Origin of the sequence: Flavobacterium gelatinilyticum (genome assembly GCF_027111295.1) — a bacterium.
GTDB classification, from domain to species: domain Bacteria; phylum Bacteroidota; class Bacteroidia; order Flavobacteriales; family Flavobacteriaceae; genus Flavobacterium; species Flavobacterium gelatinilyticum.
Window position 1 is genome coordinate 2,790,082 of record NZ_CP114287.1, and the last position, 20,790, is coordinate 2,810,871.

Here is a 20,790-nt window from a genome sequence, read left to right on the forward strand (position 1 = left end):
AGAGACCAAAATTTCATCGAATATTTCACAAGGTTTTTAAAATATAATCCTACATTTGAAAATATAACCCCCAATTTACAAACCTTATCATGAGAATACGCCTTGTTTTAGTCCTGTTATTACTTTTACCATTTTTTACAATTGCTCAATCCGGAAGTCTTCAAAGACAAATGCAGGCTGCAAATGCTATGAACAGACAGCAGAATCAAATGTTTATGCTCCAGCAGCAGCAGCAGCGAACTATGCTTCGCACGCTTAGCAACATCGAAACCAATGAAGATAAAGTTGCAAAAGAAGAAAGAAAAATCAAAAAACTGGAACAAAAAATAACAGAACGAGAAGCTGATTTAAAAACCGATCAGCAGGAATTATCTTTTTTAGAAAATAATTCAGACAGCAATTCCGATGCTCAAAAAAATATAGAAAAAGCTAAAAAGAAAATAGCCAAATCTGAAGAAAAAATAAACAAATCAAAAAAAGATATAGAAACCAGTTCTAATAAAATCCAGGATTTGCAAAAACAAATAGAAGCAGATAAAATCAAAAAAGAAGAACTCGAGAAAAAACACGAGGAGGAAAAAAGACTCAAACAGGAAGAAAAAGACAAAAAAGAAAAGGAAAAACAGGAAAATAAAAAGTAAAAAGCTTAATCTATAAAAATGACTGAAAACAGTATTAAAGAAACGGCTTTCCAATTAAACTCTGAATTGATAGAAAACATCAATAAACTGGATTCTGAAGCTTTAAAAGCAAACTTTGGGATTAATCCCGCTGTTCTGGAAGAAATTAAAGAAGAGTTATTCGATTATTTTCAAACTTCTAACTTACCTCAACTAAAAATCGATCCCGCTAAATTCAGTATCTTTAAATATAATACTGCAAAAGGATTTGGTATCGAAGCAGGGTTATTCACCGCTGATGGTAAAGAAACCGAATTAACTTTACATACTGAATTTGACAATAATCAATTGAAATTTAAGTTAATTGAAGTAATGTAGTTACATCTTTTACAATTCAGAATTTAGAAAGAAGTTCATATCAGATAAATATATCCTCATGAAAAAGATTATTTTCCTTTACACATTTTTCTGTCTTAACGCTGCGGCATTTGCTCAAAGTAATGATATCTGGACTGCGTTTTACAATAAAGACACCACCCTTACAGGTTTTAAAGATAAAAGCGGCACTATAAAAATAGAGCCCAAATTTTCGGGATTTACAACAGCACGTAAATTCGAAAATATAATCGCGGTTTCTGAAGAGGAAAATAATAAATGGAAAAGTTACTATTTAACCAAACAAGGAAAAGTTGTTGGCAAGGACAGTTTGTATGTTTTCGATAATAGTCCGGATTGTGAAAATGAAGGTTTCATCAGGTTTAGAGATCCAAAAACTGATAAAATGGGAATTTTTAACAGCAATGGTAAAATTGTAATTCCGGCTGATTACAGCGTATTATCAAAAGTACATAACGGCATTATCATCGCTCTGAAAGATGCCGTAAAAAAGCAGGATGGCGAGCATTTTTTCTGGACTGGCGGCAAACAGTTCGTTATAGATATTCAGAACAAAATCCTGATTGAAGATTTCAAAGACAATAACGAACTCAATTTTTATTCATTAGAAAAAACAAAAGAACCCAATAAAGACGAAACCAGAGATAATTTCCGAGGCATTGATGGCCAGTTTTATTCCTTCATAAATTATGATAAAGAATTTAAACACTGGCTCAAAAACACTTTGCTTTCTGATTTATCCAAAGGGAATTTAGAAAAGCATTCTTTCGATAAAATTATCTATTGGAGAGAACCGGCCGGCTGGGTAAACATCTCAAAAACCAAATTCATCGAGCAGAATTTTACCTATCTAAAATTAAAACTTCAGGAACTAAAAAGCCTAAAAACCGATTATTTTGTAACAACCGACGGATTAAATCCCTTTATTTTTGAAACCAGCGAATACGATATCTATTTCAACAACTGTCATGAAGCAAAAGAATGGATGTATCCGGTTAAAAGCATTATCATCAACCCTAAAAACAAAGCCGATTTCAAACAAGATCATATTCAGTTTTTAAGAACCGAAAATGGTTATAAATTAATCAGCGTTTCTGCTGCAAAAGATAATCTGAAATAATTCTTCGGCATTAAAGTTTAACTTTGCAAAAAAGTAAACTATGAAGAATTTTCTATTTTTATTCCTTGCCATAATTTTCGAAATCATTGCTACTTCGGCATTAAAAAAGTCCGAAGAATTTACCAAATTACTGCCAAGCATTATTACCGTTATTGGTTATTGCGGTGCATTTTATTTTTTAAGTTTTGCTATCAGAACCATTCCGGTTGGTTTTGCTTATGCGATTTGGTCTGGAGTCGGTATTGTTTTAATCACAATTATTGGCGCTGTTTTCTTCAAAGAAATTCCAGATTTACCAGCAATTATTGGTCTTGCATTGATTGTAATTGGCGTGATTGTGATTAATGTTTTTTCTAAAACAGTAGCACATTGAATCATTTTTTAGAGCTTTTTGACACTATTATTTGATAGTACCACACCATAAAAACAACTAAAAATCAACCACTTAATGATTTTCAAAAAAGCAACACTTTCAGAGCTAGAAGAAATGCAAAAATTATTTGTAGAAACCATTCAATCGGTTTGCAAAAACGATTACAATTCAGAACAAATTGAAGCTTGGATTTCTGGCGTAAAAAACAAAGAACGCTGGATTGAAATAATTGAAAAACAATTTGTTTTATTAGCCATTATCAACAACCAAATTGTCGGATTCGGAACTTTAAAAGACAAAAATTATATTGATTTATTTTACATTCATAAAGATTTTCAAAGACAAGGAATTGCAGATAAAATTCTAAACGAATTAGAACTCGAAGCAAAAAAATATAATTCAAAAATCATCACTTCTGACATTAGCATTACAGCAAAATCTTATTTCGAAAAGAAAGGTTTTATCGTCAAAGCAGAACAAAAAAACATGCGTATGAATGTTGAATTGATTAACTATAGAATGGAAAAGGAACTTTTGTAGTTGTTTCAAGTTAACGAAAAACTTGAAACCTGAAACCTGAAACAAAAATAACAAAAGCTATTTCCGCAAGTTTCGGATTTTATAGCTTCTAAAACCAATCGATATTTGTATTATAAAATGGAAATGAAATGAATACACAGGAAACCATCAATTATAATCGTATCGCCGAAGCTATAGATTATATCAAAGCTAATTTTAAAGAGCAACCCAATCTCGATGAGGTTGCAGAAAAAGTACATTTGAGCCCGTTTCACTTTCAGAGACTTTTCAGCGAATGGGCAGGAACGAGCCCAAAGAAGTTTTTGCAATATACCAGTATCGAACACGCTAAAAAACTGCTCAAAGAAAATCAGTCAACTATTTCTGAAACAGCTTTCGAAACCGGACTTTCGGGCACAAGCCGTTTACATGATTTATTTGTAAATATAGAAGGAATGACACCGGCGGAATATAAAAACGGCGGAAAAAATCTCTCCATCAATTACAGTTTTGCCGAAAGTCCATTTGGGAATATTATTGTGGCTTCAACACAAAAAGGTGTTTGTTTTATGGCTTTCGCCGAAGATGAAACAACCGGATTTACAGCATTGCAGGATAAATTTCCAAATGCTCAGTTTTCTAAAAAACTGGATTTATCACAGCAAAATGCGTTGTTTATTTTTCAGAACGACTGGAGTAAATTATCAGAAATAAAACTGCATTTAAAAGGAACCGATTTTCAATTAAAGGTATGGGAAACTTTATTGAAAATCCCAATGGGACAGCTTTCTACTTATGGTTCTATTGCGCATCAAATTCAAAAACCAAATGCATCACGTGCCGTTGGAACAGCGATTGGAAGTAATCCTGTTGCATTTTTAATTCCGTGTCATCGTGTTATACAATCCTCTGGAACGTTTGGCGGATATATGTGGGGAAATACAAGAAAAACTGCCATTATTGGCTGGGAAGGTGCGCAGGTAAACGCTGAATTTTAATACCGCAAGTTTCGGATTTTTTAGCCTTCCTGATTTTAGAAACTTTGCATTCTAAAATCATATAAAAATGGAAAAACTAAAAAACAAAACGGCTTTCATTACTGGCGGTACTAACGGAATGGGATTTTCAACGGCACAGGAATTCATCAATAATGGCGCAAAAGTAATTATAACCGGACGCACTGAAAAAAGCGTAAATAAAGCGGTTGAAACATTAGGTAAAAATGCTGTTGGGATCGTCTCTAACGCAGGGCAATTGACTGATATTTTCGAATTACAAAATCAGATAAAAAAACATGCTGATAAAATAGATGTCTTGTTTGTGAATGCCGGATATGGTAAATTCAATTCTATTGAAAATGTAACTATCGAAGAATTTAACGAGGTTTTTGATATTCTGGTAAAGGGAACTTTTTTTGCTGTACAGCAAGTTTTACCTTTAATGCCACAAGGAAGTTCTATTATTTTAAATACGACCTTTTTAACTGATATTGGACATCCCAATATGTCAATCTATACAGCTGCAAAAGCATCGGTTCAATCTTTCATTAAAACTTTTGCTGCTGAATGTACTTCAAAAAAAATACGAGTAAACGGAATCAGTCCAGGTTATATTTCTACTAATATTTTCAATAATACTGGTATGGATCAGGAAAGTATCAAAAATACAATTGATGCTGTTACACCTACTCTTCCGTTTAAACGTTTTGGAGAAGCTTCTGAAATTGCTAAAACTGCACTTTTTCTGGCCTCAGATGATGCTTCATACATTCACGGAATTGAACTAAGAGTCGATGGCGGTTTATCAAATACAAAATCATGAAAACAAAAATAGAATCTCAAAACTGGGAAAGCATCACCGAATCTATGCACGAAAATGGTTTTGCCATCCTTCCAAATATCCTGACCAATGAAGAATGTGAAGCTTTAAAAGCTGATTACCTTAATCCTAATTTGTATCGAAAAACGGTTGTTATGGAACGCTATAGGTTTGGTTTGGGCGAATACAAATATTTCGATTATCCCCTGCCTGATTTAATTCAGAACATTCGGGCATCAATTTATCCAAAACTGGCTCCAATTGCCAATTCGTGGATGAAAGCGTTAAATATTAACACCATTTTTCCGCCGGCGCATGAAGAATTATTAAAACAATGCCACGATAATAATCAGCTTAAAGCAACGGTTTTAATTTTAAAATATGGTAAAAGCGGATTTAATACGCTGCATCAGGATTTATATGGTGATGTTTATTTCCCAATTCAAATTGTGCTTTTCCTAAATGAACCGGATAAAGATTTTACCGGAGGCGAATTTGTCTTAACACAGCAAACGCCAAGAGCGCAATCAAAAGCTGTTGTTTTAAAACCAAAAAAAGGAGACATCCTGGCTTTCACAACCAATTTCCGTCCGGTAAAAGGATCAAAAGGGTATTATCGGGTGAATATGAAACATGGTGTAAGCGAGGTTCATTCTGGAGAAAGATTTACTTTGGGGATTATTTTCCATGACGCTCTTTCATAATATTATCTCTCGCAAGGTCGCGAAGTCGCAAAAACAATAACGTAACTTTGCGTTTTAAGTTTTCCTCCTTTGCTCCTTCAATAAAGACAAAGACTTTGCATTTTTGCGACTTTGCAAGAAATTTATCTTCGAAAAATATGATTAAACATAATCAAACTCAAGATTCAGATCTTCGGAATAAAATTAAAAATGGCGAAATTTGCTTTGGCGGCAACCAAAAATTAAGAATCTACGGAACACTTAAATGTTCTTCGGGAAAAAGAATGAAACGCGAAAACCGGATTTTCTTTTCTTCTGAAAATGAAGCCAAAGAAAATGGATTCAGACCTTGCGGACATTGTATGAAACCGGAATATCAAAAATGGAAAAATGGACTTATTTAATCCTGAATCAAACGAAAACACAAATCTGCTTCCAAAAGACGGAACGGTGAATTATTACGGAAAAATATTCTCAAGAGATCAGGCTGATTTCTATCGTGATATTTTATTACATACAATTGAATGGAAAAATGATGAAGCGATTATCTTCGGACAATTAATTACTACCAAACGTAAAGTGGCCTGGTACGGCGATAAGGAGTTTGAATATACCTATTCGAATACCACCAAAAAGGCGCTTCCGTGGACAAAAGAGCTTTTAGAGTTAAAAAGAATTGTTGAAGAAAAAACAGGAGAAACGTTTAATTCCTGTCTGCTTAACTTATATCATTCTGGAGAAGAAGGAATGGCATGGCACAGCGATGCCGAAAAAGATTTAAAGAAAAACGGAGCAATTGGATCTGTAAGTTTTGGTGCCGAACGCAAGTTTGCTTTTAAACATAAAGAATCTAAAGAAACCGTTTCTCTGATTCTCGAACACGGCAGTGTATTGGTAATGAAAGATGAAACCCAGACATACTGGCTTCATCGGCTCCCGCCTACCAAAACAACTCAGAAACCCAGAGTTAATCTGACTTTTAGAACTATTGTCCGCTAATAATTTTGAAAACTGTCAGGTTTAATTGTAATAAATCTACCAGCCTTGGTTCAACCCGTTTTTTAGAACCTCATCGTATTTTTCTTTATCAAAAGAATATAAATAAGGCGCTTTGTGTGCGACATTATTTTTCTTTTCGTCAAGTTTAACCAGAATTCCTATATTGGTTATTTTTCTAAAAAAATTTCTTCTGTCGAGTTTCCTGTCCAAAATTGTTTCGTACAATTTTTGAAGTTCCGGAATTGTAAATTTCTCAGGAAGGAGATTGTATCCAACGGGCATCAAATTCAATTCGGTCCTCAGGGTATCAAGGGCTTTGTCCAGAATTTCCTTGTGATCCAGGATCAGTTCCGGAACTTCTTTATGGTCAATCCACTCTGCAGTTTCATACTGACCAGAGTTTGGAATCGTCTTTAAAAAATCTACCAATGCATAATATCCAAGAGTAACAAATCGCTGTGTAAGCCATTTTCCTTTTTCGGGATCTATTTTCAAACTTTTAAAAACCTTTTTATCAAAATGGTGTTCATTTCGTTTTACATTTCCAAACGCCCCAAACTGTCTTAAAAAAACACCTTCGACGCCGGTTCTTTGGTTTAAAACTGTTACTGCTGCAGTATCAATATCTTCATTTATAGGTATAAAACCGCCGGGTAACGACCATTTATTATTCTGGTTTACTTTGATCAGCAATACCTTCAGCTGGTTATCATGAAATCCAAAGATCACACAATCGATCGAAAGACCGGGCTGATAATTATGACTGTTATCAAGAATATCGTTTAGCATTTTAAATACTGCCTTAAAAATTTAGATTGAAAAAACGTGCAAGTTAGTCATTAAATATATTGTCTTTTGTTTTTATATGTAAAATCTTTCAAACCCTTGTTTTTACTAATAAGTGTACAAATCACAATTTTTACTTAAAATGAAAATTCAATAAAAAAATTACTTACATTGCGTCATTATAACACATTAAAGATTAATTTTGTTAAACTTATCAGAAAGGCTGTATTAATGTTAAATGCGAGAGATTTATGAAAAGTAATTCATTAAAAAAATTAAAGGAACAAATTAGGACTAAAATCTGGACTTCATTTGGGTTTGTATCAAAAACGTATCTTTTAGAGGCTTCGATAAAGTACAGCGAAGAACAGGAAAAGATTTTCAATGAAATGATTGCAGAATCTAAAGATAAGAATGCTAAAAACGAAGCGTTTGACAAAGCTCTTTATGCATCTTATAAAGGAATTGGCGCAATGGATTTTATAAATACTGTCTTAAAATAAAATCAGAGAAATTTTAGAATTTTAATGTCAGCTCGCTTTATCAGCGAGTTTTTTTGTTTTGAAGAACTATATTATTTGAATAATCGTCCTGAATATATACCGTAATTTATTTATTTTTGTTACTTACCAAAGTAAGAATATACGCAAGTAAACATTATAAACGCTAGAAACATGGAAAATACCTTAGAAGTAGAAAATTACAAATTTCAAAAACCTGAAAACTGGGCTCCAAGTATTGACGATTCTCAATTAACTGACTGCATTAAAGAATCTGATTTCTCGAATAAACAAGTTGAAGAAGGAAGAGACTTCTGCTATCTTTTAGATAAAATTTATTATACAAGCGACACTCAAAACAGCGAATATGCGTGTGTTGCTTATACGCTTAACGAACCTTCTAACCTGGAAAGCGCTTCTGTAAAAGATGTTGTGGTCGAGGAAAATGAAACCTATATTATTCACAGAATAAGTGTACTCAGAGAAGGTGTGCTGATTGATAAAATTCCCGATACAAAAATAAAAGTACTTGACAGCGAAAATCAAAGTGAAGGCGGTATTTTGAGCAGTAATAAAAAAGTAAATATTACGATTAAAGATCTGCGCCTTTATGATGTTTTAATCATTGAAGACTCGAGAGTTAAGGTTTTTACAGAACGTGATTTTATGCGTAAGGAATTCCTTAAACATGTGTATGTAACTCCTAGCAGTTACTGGGCTTACGGAAACTATAAATTTACTTTTATCAACGATCGAAAAGAAACTATTGCTTATAAAAAAGCTTTTTTCAGAGATGATTACGGAAATGTTTTAGAACCCGAAATTAATTACCTGAAAAAAGGAGAACGTTTTGTATTTGAAGAAGAAAATTACATCAATTCTTTTGATGCCAACAGAGAAATTGCTCCTTTTATCGATTTTGCTACAGACAGTAACTGGATTAATTTATCAAATTATATTGCGCCGCTGTATGAAGAAATCTACAACAAATCTTCTTTAAAGGAATTTGCTCCAAAACTGGTTGAAAAACTGGACGCTATTACAGATAAAGACGAACAATTGCAGTTTGCGATCGATTATGTGCAGAATCATGTGTATTATATTTTTAATGCCGATGAAATGAACGGACATAAGCCTCAGGAACCTGCTGTAACGTATGAAAACAAACAGGGTGACTGTAAGGCAAAATCGGTTTTACTAAAAGTGGTTTTAGATTATATCAAGGTAGATTCTTCTGTAGTTCTGGTTAATTTTAACTCAGATCATTACATTAAACATTATCTGCCTTCACTGCTGACTTTTAATCATGTTATTGTAAAAATCAATTATAAAGGTGAAACGTATTTTATTGATGCAACTTCCCGCGATGAATTTGGATTGATTGAAAACCGTGGTTATATTTATTTCCTGCATTATCTGGAGGTAAAACCAAATCAGGAATTACAGGTTAAACAACCATATAAGTTTCCTTACTATGGTATTAATGAGAAAGCAGATTTTAGCGCTCAGAATAATTCCGGTGCCTTAAAACTTACTACAACGTATAAAGGAAACCGTGCCAATTATATGCGTAAATATTTTAAGAATACCAATAAGAGAGAAATCATTGACAGCTGGAATAATTTCCTGTTTTATACCCTGAATTATTCTAATGACCGAAACGGAACTGATGTCAGAACGATTTTTAAAGATGCTGCAATTGAGATTGTAAGTGATGATAAAAAGCTGAACGAATTTACAATTCAGTATACTTCTTCTATAGAAAATCCTTATTTTACAGATCAGCAGAAAAATCGTTTCCTGATGTATTTTGACAGAAATGTGGTAAAAAATAATGCAAGAGATTTTATTCATAGTGATATTCCGTTTTGGCATAATTTCGATAACGAAAAGTATGAAATCAATTTAATGACAGATCAGAAAATCGACGTTCAGGAAAAATTTACTATTCAGGAAAGCACGATCAACAATCCGTATTTTGATTATACGAGCCGTAAAAAAGTTACGAAAAACGGGGCTTCAATTTATATTGATTACAAGCCCCTGGTAAACTTAGAAATTCCTCAGGAAGATTTTGAAGATTTTAGAAACGCGCACCACACGGTTGCCGACAGTAATTTCGGAATTGGAATTGATGTTATCGAGCAGGGATTATTAAATATGCTGAAATACAGTTTTAAGAAACGTCTTAAATAATTCGATAAAAAAACGGGGCTTTAGAAAAGCCCCGTTTTTAATTTACTAATTCGCAAGTAATTCAAAATCTGATCTTAATTTTATATCGGCAGACGAAGCGCCTATCATAACTTCAAAATCTCCGGGCTCTGCTGTCCATTCTAATTTGTCATTGTAGAAAGATAATTTTTCTTTGTCAATTGTAAATTCGATTGTTTTTGATTCTCCTGCATTCAGTTTCACTTTTTGGAAATCTCTTAATTCCAAAACCGGGCGCACCACAGATCCAAATTTATCTTTCAGATACAATTGTACAACTTCTTCTCCGGATGCTTTTCCAGTGTTTTTCAACTGAAAAGAAACTTTAATGGTTTCACCGCTTTTTATTTTTGATGCAGATAATTTCAAACCTGAATAATCAAATGTGGTGTAGCTCAACCCATATCCAAAAGGAAATTTAGGTGAGTTTTTTAAGTCAATATAGGCCGAAACATAATTGGTTTCTGTTTCTGTTTTAGCCGGTCTTCCTGTACTAAAATGGTTATAGTAAATAGGAATCTGCCCTACTTCTCTTGGGAATGTCATAGGCAGTTTTCCTGACGGATTATAATCTCCAAATAAAACATTCGCAATGGCATTTCCTGCTTCTGTACCCAGCCACCAAGTGTAAAGAATGGCTGGAACATTATCTGCTGTCCAGTTAAAAACAAGCGGTCTTCCGGCATTTATAAGCACTACAACCGGTTTTCCTGTTGCCTGGATTTCTTTTACTAAATCTTCCTGAACGCCCGGCAGGTGAATATCGCTTCGGCTTTTAGCTTCGCCGCTCTGGTCGCGTCTTTCACCAATACTCAAAATAACAACATCAGCTTGTTTGGCAGTAGCAACTGCTTCGGCAAAACCGTCTTTGTTATTTCCTTCTATTTCACAGCCTTTTGCGTAAAGCAGCTTGGTATTTTTTCCCACTTTATTCTGCAAACCGTCCCATTGCGAAACAATCCATTTATTGTAATCTACTTCCGGAAGTTCTACAGACCAGAATCCCATGTTTTCTTTGTATTCCTTTACCATTGGGCCAATAAAAGCAATTGTTTTTACGCTTTTCGAAATAGGCAGCGTCTGGTTTTCATTCTTTAACAGAACAATACTTTTCTGGGCTGCTTCAAGCGCTGCTTTTCTGTGTTCCGGGTTGTTCAATGCTTTTTCAGCACGTTTTTCATCAGAGTATTTATAAGGATCGTCAAATAAACCCAGTTCGAATTTCTTGCGAAGAATACGTTTTACAGCATCATCAATTAAATCAACAGATACTCTGCCTTCTTTTACCAGCTGGGTCAGATTATATCGGTATGCATTACTTTCCATGTCCATATCGCTTCCGGCAGTAATGGCAGAATATGCAGCTTCTTTTAAATCTTTTGAATAACCATGCGCAACCATTTCGCCAATTGACCCCCAGTCTGAAACTACAAATCCCTGAAAGTTCCATTTTCCTTTTAGAATATCTCGCTGCAGATGTGCATTTCCGGTTGCGGGAATTCCGTTTATGTCGTTAAATGAATTCATAAAAGTTGCAGCTCCGGCATCTAAAGCAGCTTTAAAAGGCGGCAGATAGGTTTCAAAAAGCATTCTTTCACTCATATCAACCGAGTTGTAATCTCTTCCTCCAACAGCAGCTCCGTAAGCGGCAAAGTGCTTTACGCAGGCCATAACCGAATTTAAATCGCCTAATTTATTTCCCTGAAAACCTTTTACTCTTGCATAAGCAATTTTAGATCCTAAATAGGTATCTTCTCCTGCACCTTCCATTACACGCCCCCAGCGCGGATCTCGGCTAATGTCTACCATTGGCGCAAATGTCCAGTGAATACCGCTTGCAGCAGCTTCGGTTGCGGCTACTCTTGCGGCCATTTCTATCACTTGTAAATCCCAGCTGGCAGCCTCTGCGAGCGGAAGCGGAAAAGTGGTTTTATAACCATGAATTACATCCTGGCCAAATAACAGCGGGATTTTAAGGCGTGACTGCATGGCCAGTTCCTGATATTGTCTGGTATATTTGGTTCCGATTACGTTAAGCATCGATCCAATTAAGCCGGCTTTTATCTCTGCCTGTTTGTTGGGATTAATGGTAATAGGTCCGGTCGCAGAATTATCTCCTGTGTACTGATTAAGTTGTCCTATTTTTTCTTCGATAGTCATTTTTTTCAACAGATCATTGACTTTTTGATCTATGGTTTGTTGTTGGGCGGTGACAAAAAATGACACCATAAGCAAGGTTAGAGTGGTTAGTTTTTTCATTTATGTTTATTTAATTTCTATATACACAGGCAAATGATCCGAAGGGTATTTCAAATCTTTAGAATCACTTAAAACCGCATGTTTTTCAACTTTCAGTCCGCTGTTTTTAGAGATGAAGATATAATCCAGTAATAGGGTCACGGGTTCATTATGTTTAAAATCATTAAATGTTCCGGATGGTCCAAATGGTTTTTCTTTTGAAATATCTTTAGTGTCATCCATTACTTTTTTAATTTCAGCTATTTGAGGAGTACTGGGTTCTGAATTGAAATCTCCCATTAAAAACGCCGGATATTTTTTAGTATTTAATGCTGCCATTTTTGAAAGTACCAGCTGTACTCCTTTTATTCTTGCTTCTTCACCCATGTGATCTAAATGTATATTAAATACATAGAATGATTTTTTAGTTTTTAAATCTTTAAAAAGTCCGTAAGTGCAGACTCTATTACAGGCGGCATCCCATCCTCTTGACACTTTATCTGGTGTTTCTGAAAGCCAGAATGTATTCGAATCTTCAAGCTTAAAACGGTCTTTTTTATAATAAATCGTACAGGCTTCTCCTAATCCTCCTTCTTCTCTTCCGATGCCAAATTTATTATAATCTGTTAAAGCCGATGCAATGTAATCAACCTGACCCGGTGTTGCTTCCTGAACCCCGAAAATATCGGGACTGTAAAATTGTATTTGAGAAGTAAAATATTCTTTTCGGTTTGGCCATGCATTTTCTCCATCAGAGGCTACATCCAAACGAATATTATAAGTCATAATTTTTAAATTCTGACCATAAAAAATTCCACTTACAAAAAGTAAAAATACTACTAATCCAATTTTGCTTATCTTTTTCATGTTTAAAAAATTTTAATCCGTAAATCTAGTGTTTCCACAGTCTTAAAGAAAAAAACTTATTTAAAAATTATGTTAATTATAACCCTTTGGCGTAATTATCCCAACGTATAGAAACATATTATATTGTCTTGTTAAAAAAGACATTTTCACCTGTTTCAATATGCATGGTTTATCAATATCAAAACTTGTTTTTTTACTCTTTTAGCAACATAATCCTTTTACAAACCGGCAGCATGTACAGCTAAAAATTCTTTTTTAATTTTGCCCATTAATTAAATATGATTTCAGCAATAATTTTTCAAATCCTGTCATGGATTTAAGACCAAAAAACTCCTTTTCGTTCGATTTATCTTTATGATTGCTGCAGGACTGAAAAATCAGCAGTAAAATAAAGGTCAGAATACCGGATTTATCCATTTTTTTCTAATTGATATTATTTTTTTGAACTCCCTTTTTTATTTTCTGAAAAATCAATGTAATTCAGATTAAAACCTCCTTTTTCAAAAACAGCTTTTATTTTATTCTCTCCTGCATTTAATTCTAAATTAGATAAAATAACCGTTTTCCATTTGTCATTTCCTCCCGTGGCGGGCAAGCGTATCGAATTTGATTTTTTGCCATTTCCGGTTTCCAGATAAAGTTTCCCTTCTGCATTTTCGGCTGAATAACGGATTGCTGCATTATATTTAGCTTGTTTTTTAACCTGGGTTGTAAACTGCAGCCATTCTCCATCTTCAATAAACGAAACCTGATAACCGTTTGATCCGGCATCTTTGCAAGGCAGTATATCAACGCCGTCATTTCGCATGGAATTTCCTTTGTTCCAGTCTTCAAATTTGTTTGTTTCTACTCTGTAATTCACAAAATCGGTATCTGAATACGCATAGCCGTTTGTTCCTAAATCGTAATACACTGCCGGAATTTTTCCCGGAATTGTATTCTTTTTATAAGCTTTTGTATCGTTTGTCTGCACTTGCCTGAACATGGCGTCAATAACATCCGGTTTAACCGTTACGTTTGCCATTTTGTAATTATCTGCCATTTTCATTAGTGTTTTTTTCGCAAATTCTGCCGATGGTTTTTGACCGCTGTCTTTCCAGTATTGCAGCAAAACATCATATTCCGGAATTTTAGTTACTGAGGTTACTCCGGCAATATTTTCGATTTTTTTCATGGGCCAGAAAGCCCAGCCAATATTATTGCTTTCTACTAAAGTCAGGGCATCTTTAAACCAGACATTTGAGTTTTCGCCGCTTTCTCCTAACCAGATCGGTACGTTGTACTGCGTTCTGTAATCCAGCATTTTCTGAATTGACTCTTTGGTATTGTAATTCCAATATTTATGAAAACTCAGAGCCATGTTATCATCCCAAAGCGGAAAAATTCCGTTATAATTATTTCCCCAGCAGTTTCCTTCAATAAAAATTAAATGATTGGTATCGACTTCACGAATTGCTTTTGTTACAGCAATCATTAAATCTCGCAAAGGTCCGTTTGAATTCTCGTCGCAGCCATTTTTGTTCGATCCTGTAAAATTCCAGTTTGGTTCGTTGATAATGTCATAAGCACCAAGCCATTGATTGTCTCTGTAACGGGAAGCGAGTTTTTTCCATAAAGCAATCATTTTTTTCTGATTGGCTTCGCTTTCCCATAATGAAGGCTTTGTTGTATCGTAATCTGAAATAGCAACATCATTCCCTTGTCCGCCCGGAGCAGCATGCAAATCTAAAATCAGGTATAATTTACTGGCTTCGCACCATTTTAATAGGTCATCGGTCATTTTAAAACCTTCTTCGATCCAGGTTATTTCACCGTTTTTTTCTTCTTCAATTGGCGGAGTGTACAAATTGTAATGCATTGGAAGTCTGATGGAATTAAACCCCCAGGCTGCCAATGAATCGACATCTCGTTTTGTTAAGCCGTTTGCTTTGTAAGCTGCATAAAATTCTTTTGTGTCTTTCTCGCCAATAAGGTCCTGAATTTTTTGTTTTATCTGATACTGCGGACTTGCAAAGGGCTGTGTTTGCAGCATATATCCTTCCTGAACCATCCAGCCTCCTATGCCAAGACCTCTTAATAGTACATTTTTCCCATTTTCGTCAACAATTTTCTGTCCGTCTCTGTGCAAAAAACCTTGTCCGAAAACGGTAACTGAAAGTAAAAACGGCAGTAGAATAATTATTTTTTTCATGCTATTTGATCATTATTTTAAACCTGCAAAACCGTATAATTTTGCAGGTTTTGATGTTTTATTTCAACAGAAAATCCTTTTTTTGATCTCCTATCTGAATGGTAAAAGTTCCTTTTTCAGAAATCCATTTCAGGTCTTCGTTTACAAATTGCAGATCTTTTTGGTTTATGATAAATTTTACCGTTTTGGTTTCATTTGGTTTTAAATCGATTTTTTCAAATCCTTTTAAAGATTTAAATTCAGGTGTAATACTGGCTACATGATCTGATAAATACAGTAAAACGGCTTCTTTTCCTGCTCTGTTTCCTGAATTGGTAATATCAACCGAAACATTAATTTGGTCAGTATTGGTAATTTCTGTTTTGTCTATTTTTAAATTTGAATAAGTGAAAGTGGTATACGATAATCCGGTTCCAAATTCGAACTGAGGAGCATAACTTTTCTCATATGTGGCATCATTATTCTGTTCTCCTTCAGAAATACTTTCGGTATATTTTCTATTGTATTTTTCTAATGAATTTGGGTATTTTGGATAATTATACGGCAGTCTTCCGCTTGGATTTACCTCTCCGTATAAAATATCTACTAATGCCCTTGCGCCTTCATTTCCCGGAAGGTAACACTGTACAACAGCACTCATTTTGTCTTCGAAGTTGCTGATTAGTCTTGGTCTTCCTTCGTTTAAAACTAAAATAATCGGCTTGTTTATTTTTGCTAAAGCCAAAGCCAGTTTTATCTGAGAAGTACTCATATACAAATCGCTGATGTCACCCGGAGTTTCTGTATAATTTTTTTCTCCCAGGCATAAAACAATTTTAGAAGCATTTTTTGCCAGTTCTACTGCTTTCTGAATTTCGGCATCATCTTCTTTTTCAAGATCAGCTCCGGCTGTATAAAGTACATTTTCTTTCCCTAATTTATTTTGAAAAGCTTCAAGAATGGTGAATTTATCAGCTGCGTATGTATCTGAATTTTCGCCCTGCCAGGTGTATGACCATCCTCCGTTAAGGTATTTCATGCTGTTAGCCGTTGCGCCTGTTACAAGGATTTTTTCGTTTTTGTTTAATGGCAGAGCCGATGCATTATTTTTTAGTAAAGTAATGGACTCGGCTGCCGTGTTATATGCTTCCTGAATATGTTCTGCTGATCCAAATTTTGGATAATCTTTTAAATCAGCTACAGTATTTTGAAACAAATTCAGTTCGTATTTCATTTTTAAAATTCGGGAAACAGCATCATCAATTCTTGAAATCGGTACTTCGCCTTTTTTTACTAAATCAACTAAATCCGTATAAAAAGAAAATTCTTCGGGCACCATACTCATATCTATCCCGGCCATAACGGCAATACGAACCGCATCACGTTTTGATTCGGCCACTTTATGTCTGGTGTACAGATAAATAATATCTTTCCAGTCGGTTACAACCACTCCAGAAAAACCCAGTTCTTTTTTAAGAATATCTGTAATTAAATGTTTACTCGCATGTACAGGAGTTCCGTTTATTTCACCTGAACTTACCATTACGCTTTTTGCGCCGGCATTAATTGCAGCCTGATAAATCGTTAAATCATATTGCCTTAAAATTCTTTCCGGAATAATGCTTGGAGTTCTGTCTTTTCCTGTTGTTGTGCTTCCGTAACCTATATAATGTTTCATGCAGGAAGCCACACTGTATTTTGAACCTACATTATTATTTCCTTCGAAACCATCGACTAAAGCAACGGCCATTTTTGATGACAAATAAGCATCTTCTCCAAAGGATTCCCACATTCTTGACCAGGCTGGATTTCTTGGAAAATCTAAATCTGGCGAAAACACCCACGGAATTGAGGAAGCTCTGGTTTCATAAGCCGAAATTGCTGCTCCGCGTTTTACCAAATCGGTATTAAAAGTCGCGGCTAAACCTATTTGCTGCGGAAATAATGTTGCTCCGGCTGAATAACTTGCACCATGAATCGCATCGATACCATAAAGCACAGGAATTTTAAGTCTGGTTTTATTAGCCTCGTTTGTAATGGCCTGCATGGTTTCCTGCCATCTTTTTAAAGTGGGAGCTCCCGGATTTGGCACGTTTAATATCGAACCAATATGATAATCCTGAATTCCCTGCTTTAATTTTGCAGCATCGAAATAACCCGATTTTTTGGTATCTTCAAAAATTGTTACCGTAATCTGGGTCATCTGCCCTACTTTTTCTTCGAGCGTCATTTTTGATACTAATTCAGAAACTTTAGCATCAATTTCTGCTTTGTTATTTTTAACCTGCTGGCTCCAGACTGCTCCGCAGAGAAGGAACATCAGCACAAAAAACTTTATATTTTTCATTTTATACTTTTAATATTAATACCAAATAAAATCTTAGTATACCAGTGTCTGCATGGCATGTGCCGGTATGGTAATCGTATATTTTTGAGAATTAATGGTTATGGCGTAAACGATACCTTTATCTTCCTGGTTCATGATTATTGTGGCAGTCTTGCCGTCAGGATTTTTAAATGAAGTACTCAGCAGTTTCTTGTTACTTACTGTTTCATTTATCCTTTTAGCATCGGGACGAATAAATTTTGAAAAATGTCCTATGTAATAATACATAGGTGTATAAATCAGCTGTCCGGAATTGGTATCGGCATGAATGGGTGCAAAACAAAAATTGCCAACATGATTTGGACCTCCTTTTTGATCCAGAAGAATATTCCAGTCTGTCCAGCCCACTGTTCCATTATTGAAATCGTTAATCATATTAAGGCCGTAACGTTCTGCATTGACCCAGAACTGATATTTTGATGCGTCAAATTTTTCGATGCAGCCTTCTGTAAAAATCAGATTTTTGTTCGGGAAAGTTTCATGAACTTTGGCAACCGATTCAAATTTTGGCGTACCTCCATTCCATGTTTCATACCAGTGAAAACCAATTCCCCATGCATATTTTGAAACTTCAGGATCAGAGAAAACCAGTTGTGCTCTTTTCTCTAACATATCGCCGCGGTTATGATCCCAGATTATAATCTTTTTCGAACCTAATCCGTCTTTTTCTAAGGTTGGTCCTAAGAAATTTTTCAGAAAATCTCTTTCGGCTTCGGGCGTATAAATGCAGGATTCCCAACGCTGTTTTGCCATAGGCTCATTCTGGATGGTTAATCCCCAAATTGGGATTCCTTCTTTTTCGTATTCTTTTATAAATTTAGCATAATAATCTGCCCACGACTGAGCAAATTCAGGCAATAAAATACCGCCGTTCAAAATATCATTATTGTCTTTCATGAAAGCTGGGGGACTCCATGGACTAACAAATAAAGTTAATTTCCCGCCGGCATTTTCAATTGCTTTTTTAAGTAATGGTATTCTGTATTTTCTGTCGTGATCGATACTAAACGTTTTTAGTTCTTTATCGCCTTCACGAACATAGGTGTAACTTTCACTGCTAAAATCACAGCTGTGAATAGTTGTTCTGGCAAGCGAATATCCTATTCCCTTATTTTTGTCATAATAAGCTGTTAGAAATTCCTGCTGTTTATCTGCAGGTAACTTTGCAAAAACTTCGGCACTTGCGTCTGTTATTGCACCGCCGATTCCAAGGAAAGTCTGAAAAGTTTTATCCGGATTTATTTCTATAAAAACTGTTGCATTGGCTGCAGATTTATTCGAAATCAAATCATTTGAAAGGGATAATCTTAAATTTGAATTTTCGGCCGTTGTATAAACTTCTAATTTTTTATTTGAAACAGCTGCAATGCTTTCTACAGTTGTATTCTTTGACGGAGGACCGCTGAGTTGTAAAATTAGTGCCGATGTCAGCAGTATGCTTTTTGTTGATATCATAACCCTTGAAAATATTAATACACCAGCGTTTGAATAGCGTGAGCCGGAATTTTAACCACTGTTTTTTCTGAAGCAATAATAAAATTGTATGTTATTTCATTATCTGTATGATTCATTACGATGGTTGCCATTTTGCCATTAGTATTTAAAAATGATGTGCTTAATAAATAACTTCTGCTTACTGACGAACTTACACGAACTGCATTTGGACGAATGAATTTTGAAAAATGTCCTATGTAATAATACGATGGTGTGTAAATTAATTCCCCCGTTGTAGTGTCGGCATGAAGAGGTGCAAAACAAAAATTGCCCACATGGTTAGGTCCTCCAAACTGGTCTAACAGAATATTCCAGTCTGTCCAGGCAACGGTTCCGTTATTAAAATCATTTATCATCGAAGTTCCGTAGCGTTCTGCGTTTGGCCAGAATTGGTATTTGGCAGCATCAAATCTTTCGACACATCCTTCTGTAAACATTAGTTTTTTATCAGGATAAGCTTCGTGTACCCGGGCCACATTTTCAAACATTGGCTGTGCGCCTGTCCAGGTTTCATACCAGTGAAAACCTAATCCCCATACATATTTTGAAGCTTCGGGATCTGAGAAAATAACATTTGCTCTCTGAACCATTAAATCTCTGTTATGATCCCATGCAATAATTTTTACATCGCCAAGTCCTTCTTTTTTAAGAGTTGGCCCTAAGTAGTTTTTTATATAATCTCTTTCTTCCTCTGCTGTATACAAACAAGATTCCCATGTTTGAGTTGCCATTGGTTCATTTTGTACCGATGTTCCCCAGATTGGAATGCCTTCTTTATTATACGCTTTTATAAATTTTGCATAAAAATTTGCCCACGGCTGGTAGAATTCAGGCAGTAATTTTCCGCCTTTAAGTACGCTTTTATTGCTTTTCATAAATGCGTTTGGCGACCATGGCGTGGCATAAGTCAGCAATTTTCCGCCAGCTGTTTTTATAGCCTCTTTAATTAGCGGGATTCTGTATTTTCGATCATGATCAATTGAAAAAGTTTTCAAATCTTTGTCGCCTTCTTCGATATAGGAATAGCTTCCACTGCTAAAATCAGAGCTTTGAATCGTTGTTCTTAGCAATGAATACCCAATTCCTTTTTGAGTATCGTAATAGGCGTTTAAAAATTCGGTTTGTTTTTCTTTGGATAATTTTGCGAAAATCTCAGCACTGGCATCGGTTACGGCACCTCCAATCCCTATAAAGGTCTGGAATTTTTTAGATGGTTCTACAAAAACTGAAATTTCAGTTTCAACCGGCTGTGTCGATGCTGTAAAACTTAAATTGTCTGTTGCAGTTAATTTTAAATTCGTATTGGCAGCAGTGGTGTAAACGGTTATTTTTTTATTGGCTGTTGTAAATTTCTGAACCTGTTTTTTGTGTGTGTTTTGTGAAAAAACAGATAAAGAGAAACATAAACAAGTTGTGATAATAAATTTCATTTTTTTCATTGTATATGTTTTTGGTCTATAGGCTTTTTTGAATTATTTTTCTTGTAAATTAAGACAGGACTGATTTAAAAATAGCCCATAATCAAAAAGAATATGGGCTATTCTGACAACCAAACTTAAACTTAACTCAAAATTATAATCATACTAAATGGTTTGAAAAACTAACAT

At 34.9% G+C, this 20,790-nt stretch carries 20 protein-coding genes; 12 read left to right on the forward strand and 8 right to left on the reverse strand.

From position 1 onward, the window contains the following. The first annotated feature begins 89 nt into the window (after positions 1 to 89). From OZP11_RS11840 to OZP11_RS11885, 10 genes are all read left to right on the forward strand, one after another. A complete protein-coding gene (locus tag OZP11_RS11840) occupies positions 90 to 641 on the forward strand; it encodes a hypothetical protein (protein WP_281235403.1) in 552 nt (183 codons plus the stop codon). An 18-nt stretch (positions 642 to 659) separates the two neighbouring features. Continuing rightward, positions 660 to 998, forward strand: a complete 339-nt coding sequence (locus OZP11_RS11845) for a hypothetical protein (RefSeq protein WP_281235404.1) — start codon at positions 660 to 662, stop codon at positions 996 to 998. Between the two features lie 58 nt (positions 999 to 1,056). Beyond that, positions 1,057 to 2,136, forward strand: a complete 1,080-nt coding sequence (locus tag OZP11_RS11850) for a WG repeat-containing protein (protein WP_281235405.1) — start codon at positions 1,057 to 1,059, stop codon at positions 2,134 to 2,136. 40 nt (positions 2,137 to 2,176) lie between these two features. Beyond that, on the forward strand, positions 2,177 to 2,509 hold the full coding sequence (locus tag OZP11_RS11855) for a DMT family transporter (protein ID WP_281235406.1): 333 nt from the start codon (positions 2,177 to 2,179) through the stop codon (positions 2,507 to 2,509). Positions 2,510 to 2,584: 75 nt separating this feature from the next. After that, positions 2,585 to 3,049: a GNAT family N-acetyltransferase gene (locus OZP11_RS11860; protein WP_281235407.1), complete on the forward strand. Its 465-nt coding sequence runs from the start codon at positions 2,585 to 2,587 to the stop codon at positions 3,047 to 3,049. A gap of 128 nt (positions 3,050 to 3,177) precedes the next feature. Further along, a complete protein-coding gene (locus OZP11_RS11865) occupies positions 3,178 to 4,026 on the forward strand; it encodes a bifunctional helix-turn-helix domain-containing protein/methylated-DNA--[protein]-cysteine S-methyltransferase (RefSeq protein ID WP_281235408.1) in 849 nt (282 codons plus the stop codon). A gap of 67 nt (positions 4,027 to 4,093) precedes the next feature. Beyond that, positions 4,094 to 4,849 carry an SDR family oxidoreductase gene (locus OZP11_RS11870; RefSeq protein WP_281235409.1) on the forward strand — a complete coding sequence of 252 codons (756 nt, stop codon included), beginning with the start codon at positions 4,094 to 4,096 and terminating at the stop codon, positions 4,847 to 4,849. Beyond that, on the forward strand, positions 4,846 to 5,550 hold the full coding sequence (locus OZP11_RS11875; protein ID WP_281235410.1) for a 2OG-Fe(II) oxygenase: 705 nt from the start codon (positions 4,846 to 4,848) through the stop codon (positions 5,548 to 5,550). Before OZP11_RS11870 ends, OZP11_RS11875 begins: the two co-directional genes overlap by 4 nt. 137 nt (positions 5,551 to 5,687) lie before the next feature. Beyond that, positions 5,688 to 5,933 (forward strand): Ada metal-binding domain-containing protein, encoded by a 246-nt coding sequence (locus OZP11_RS11880; protein WP_281235411.1) that lies wholly within the window; start codon positions 5,688 to 5,690, stop codon positions 5,931 to 5,933. Further along, positions 5,920 to 6,528, forward strand: coding sequence for an alpha-ketoglutarate-dependent dioxygenase AlkB family protein (locus OZP11_RS11885; RefSeq protein WP_281235412.1), 609 nt, complete (start codon positions 5,920 to 5,922; stop codon positions 6,526 to 6,528). The genes OZP11_RS11880 and OZP11_RS11885 overlap by 14 nt, the downstream gene beginning before the upstream one ends. Before the next feature lie 36 nt (positions 6,529 to 6,564). Here OZP11_RS11885 and OZP11_RS11890 read toward each other — a convergent pair whose 3' ends face one another. Continuing rightward, positions 6,565 to 7,317, reverse strand: coding sequence for an NUDIX hydrolase (locus OZP11_RS11890; protein WP_281235413.1), 753 nt, complete (start codon positions 7,315 to 7,317; stop codon positions 6,565 to 6,567). 248 nt (positions 7,318 to 7,565) lie between these two features. Here OZP11_RS11890 and OZP11_RS11895 point away from each other — a divergent pair, with 248 nt between their 5' ends. Then, positions 7,566 to 7,817 carry a hypothetical protein gene (locus OZP11_RS11895; RefSeq protein WP_281235414.1) on the forward strand — a complete coding sequence of 84 codons (252 nt, stop codon included), beginning with the start codon at positions 7,566 to 7,568 and terminating at the stop codon, positions 7,815 to 7,817. A gap of 171 nt (positions 7,818 to 7,988) precedes the next feature. Then, positions 7,989 to 10,010 (forward strand): hypothetical protein, encoded by a 2,022-nt coding sequence (locus OZP11_RS11900; protein WP_281235415.1) that lies wholly within the window; start codon positions 7,989 to 7,991, stop codon positions 10,008 to 10,010. 45 nt (positions 10,011 to 10,055) lie between these two features. Here OZP11_RS11900 and OZP11_RS11905 read toward each other — a convergent pair whose 3' ends face one another. The 7 genes from OZP11_RS11905 to OZP11_RS11935 form a co-directional block, all read right to left on the reverse strand. Next, positions 10,056 to 12,287: a glycoside hydrolase family 3 N-terminal domain-containing protein gene (locus tag OZP11_RS11905; RefSeq protein WP_281235416.1), complete on the reverse strand. Its 2,232-nt coding sequence runs from the start codon at positions 12,285 to 12,287 to the stop codon at positions 10,056 to 10,058. Positions 12,288 to 12,293: 6 nt separating this feature from the next. After that, positions 12,294 to 13,133, reverse strand: coding sequence for an endonuclease/exonuclease/phosphatase family protein (locus OZP11_RS11910; protein WP_281235417.1), 840 nt, complete (start codon positions 13,131 to 13,133; stop codon positions 12,294 to 12,296). A 255-nt stretch (positions 13,134 to 13,388) separates the two neighbouring features. After that, positions 13,389 to 13,550: a hypothetical protein gene (locus tag OZP11_RS11915; protein ID WP_281235418.1), complete on the reverse strand. Its 162-nt coding sequence runs from the start codon at positions 13,548 to 13,550 to the stop codon at positions 13,389 to 13,391. 16 nt (positions 13,551 to 13,566) lie between these two features. Continuing rightward, positions 13,567 to 15,324: a cellulase family glycosylhydrolase gene (locus OZP11_RS11920; RefSeq protein ID WP_281235419.1), complete on the reverse strand. Its 1,758-nt coding sequence runs from the start codon at positions 15,322 to 15,324 to the stop codon at positions 13,567 to 13,569. 58 nt (positions 15,325 to 15,382) lie between these two features. After that, positions 15,383 to 17,650, reverse strand: a complete 2,268-nt coding sequence (locus OZP11_RS11925; RefSeq protein ID WP_281235420.1) for a glycoside hydrolase family 3 N-terminal domain-containing protein — start codon at positions 17,648 to 17,650, stop codon at positions 15,383 to 15,385. Between the two features lie 33 nt (positions 17,651 to 17,683). After that, a complete protein-coding gene (locus OZP11_RS11930; protein WP_281235421.1) occupies positions 17,684 to 19,144 on the reverse strand; it encodes a glycoside hydrolase family 30 protein in 1,461 nt (486 codons plus the stop codon). 14 nt (positions 19,145 to 19,158) lie between these two features. After that, positions 19,159 to 20,622 (reverse strand): glycoside hydrolase family 30 protein, encoded by a 1,464-nt coding sequence (locus OZP11_RS11935; RefSeq protein ID WP_281235422.1) that lies wholly within the window; start codon positions 20,620 to 20,622, stop codon positions 19,159 to 19,161. Positions 20,623 to 20,790 lie beyond the last annotated feature (168 nt).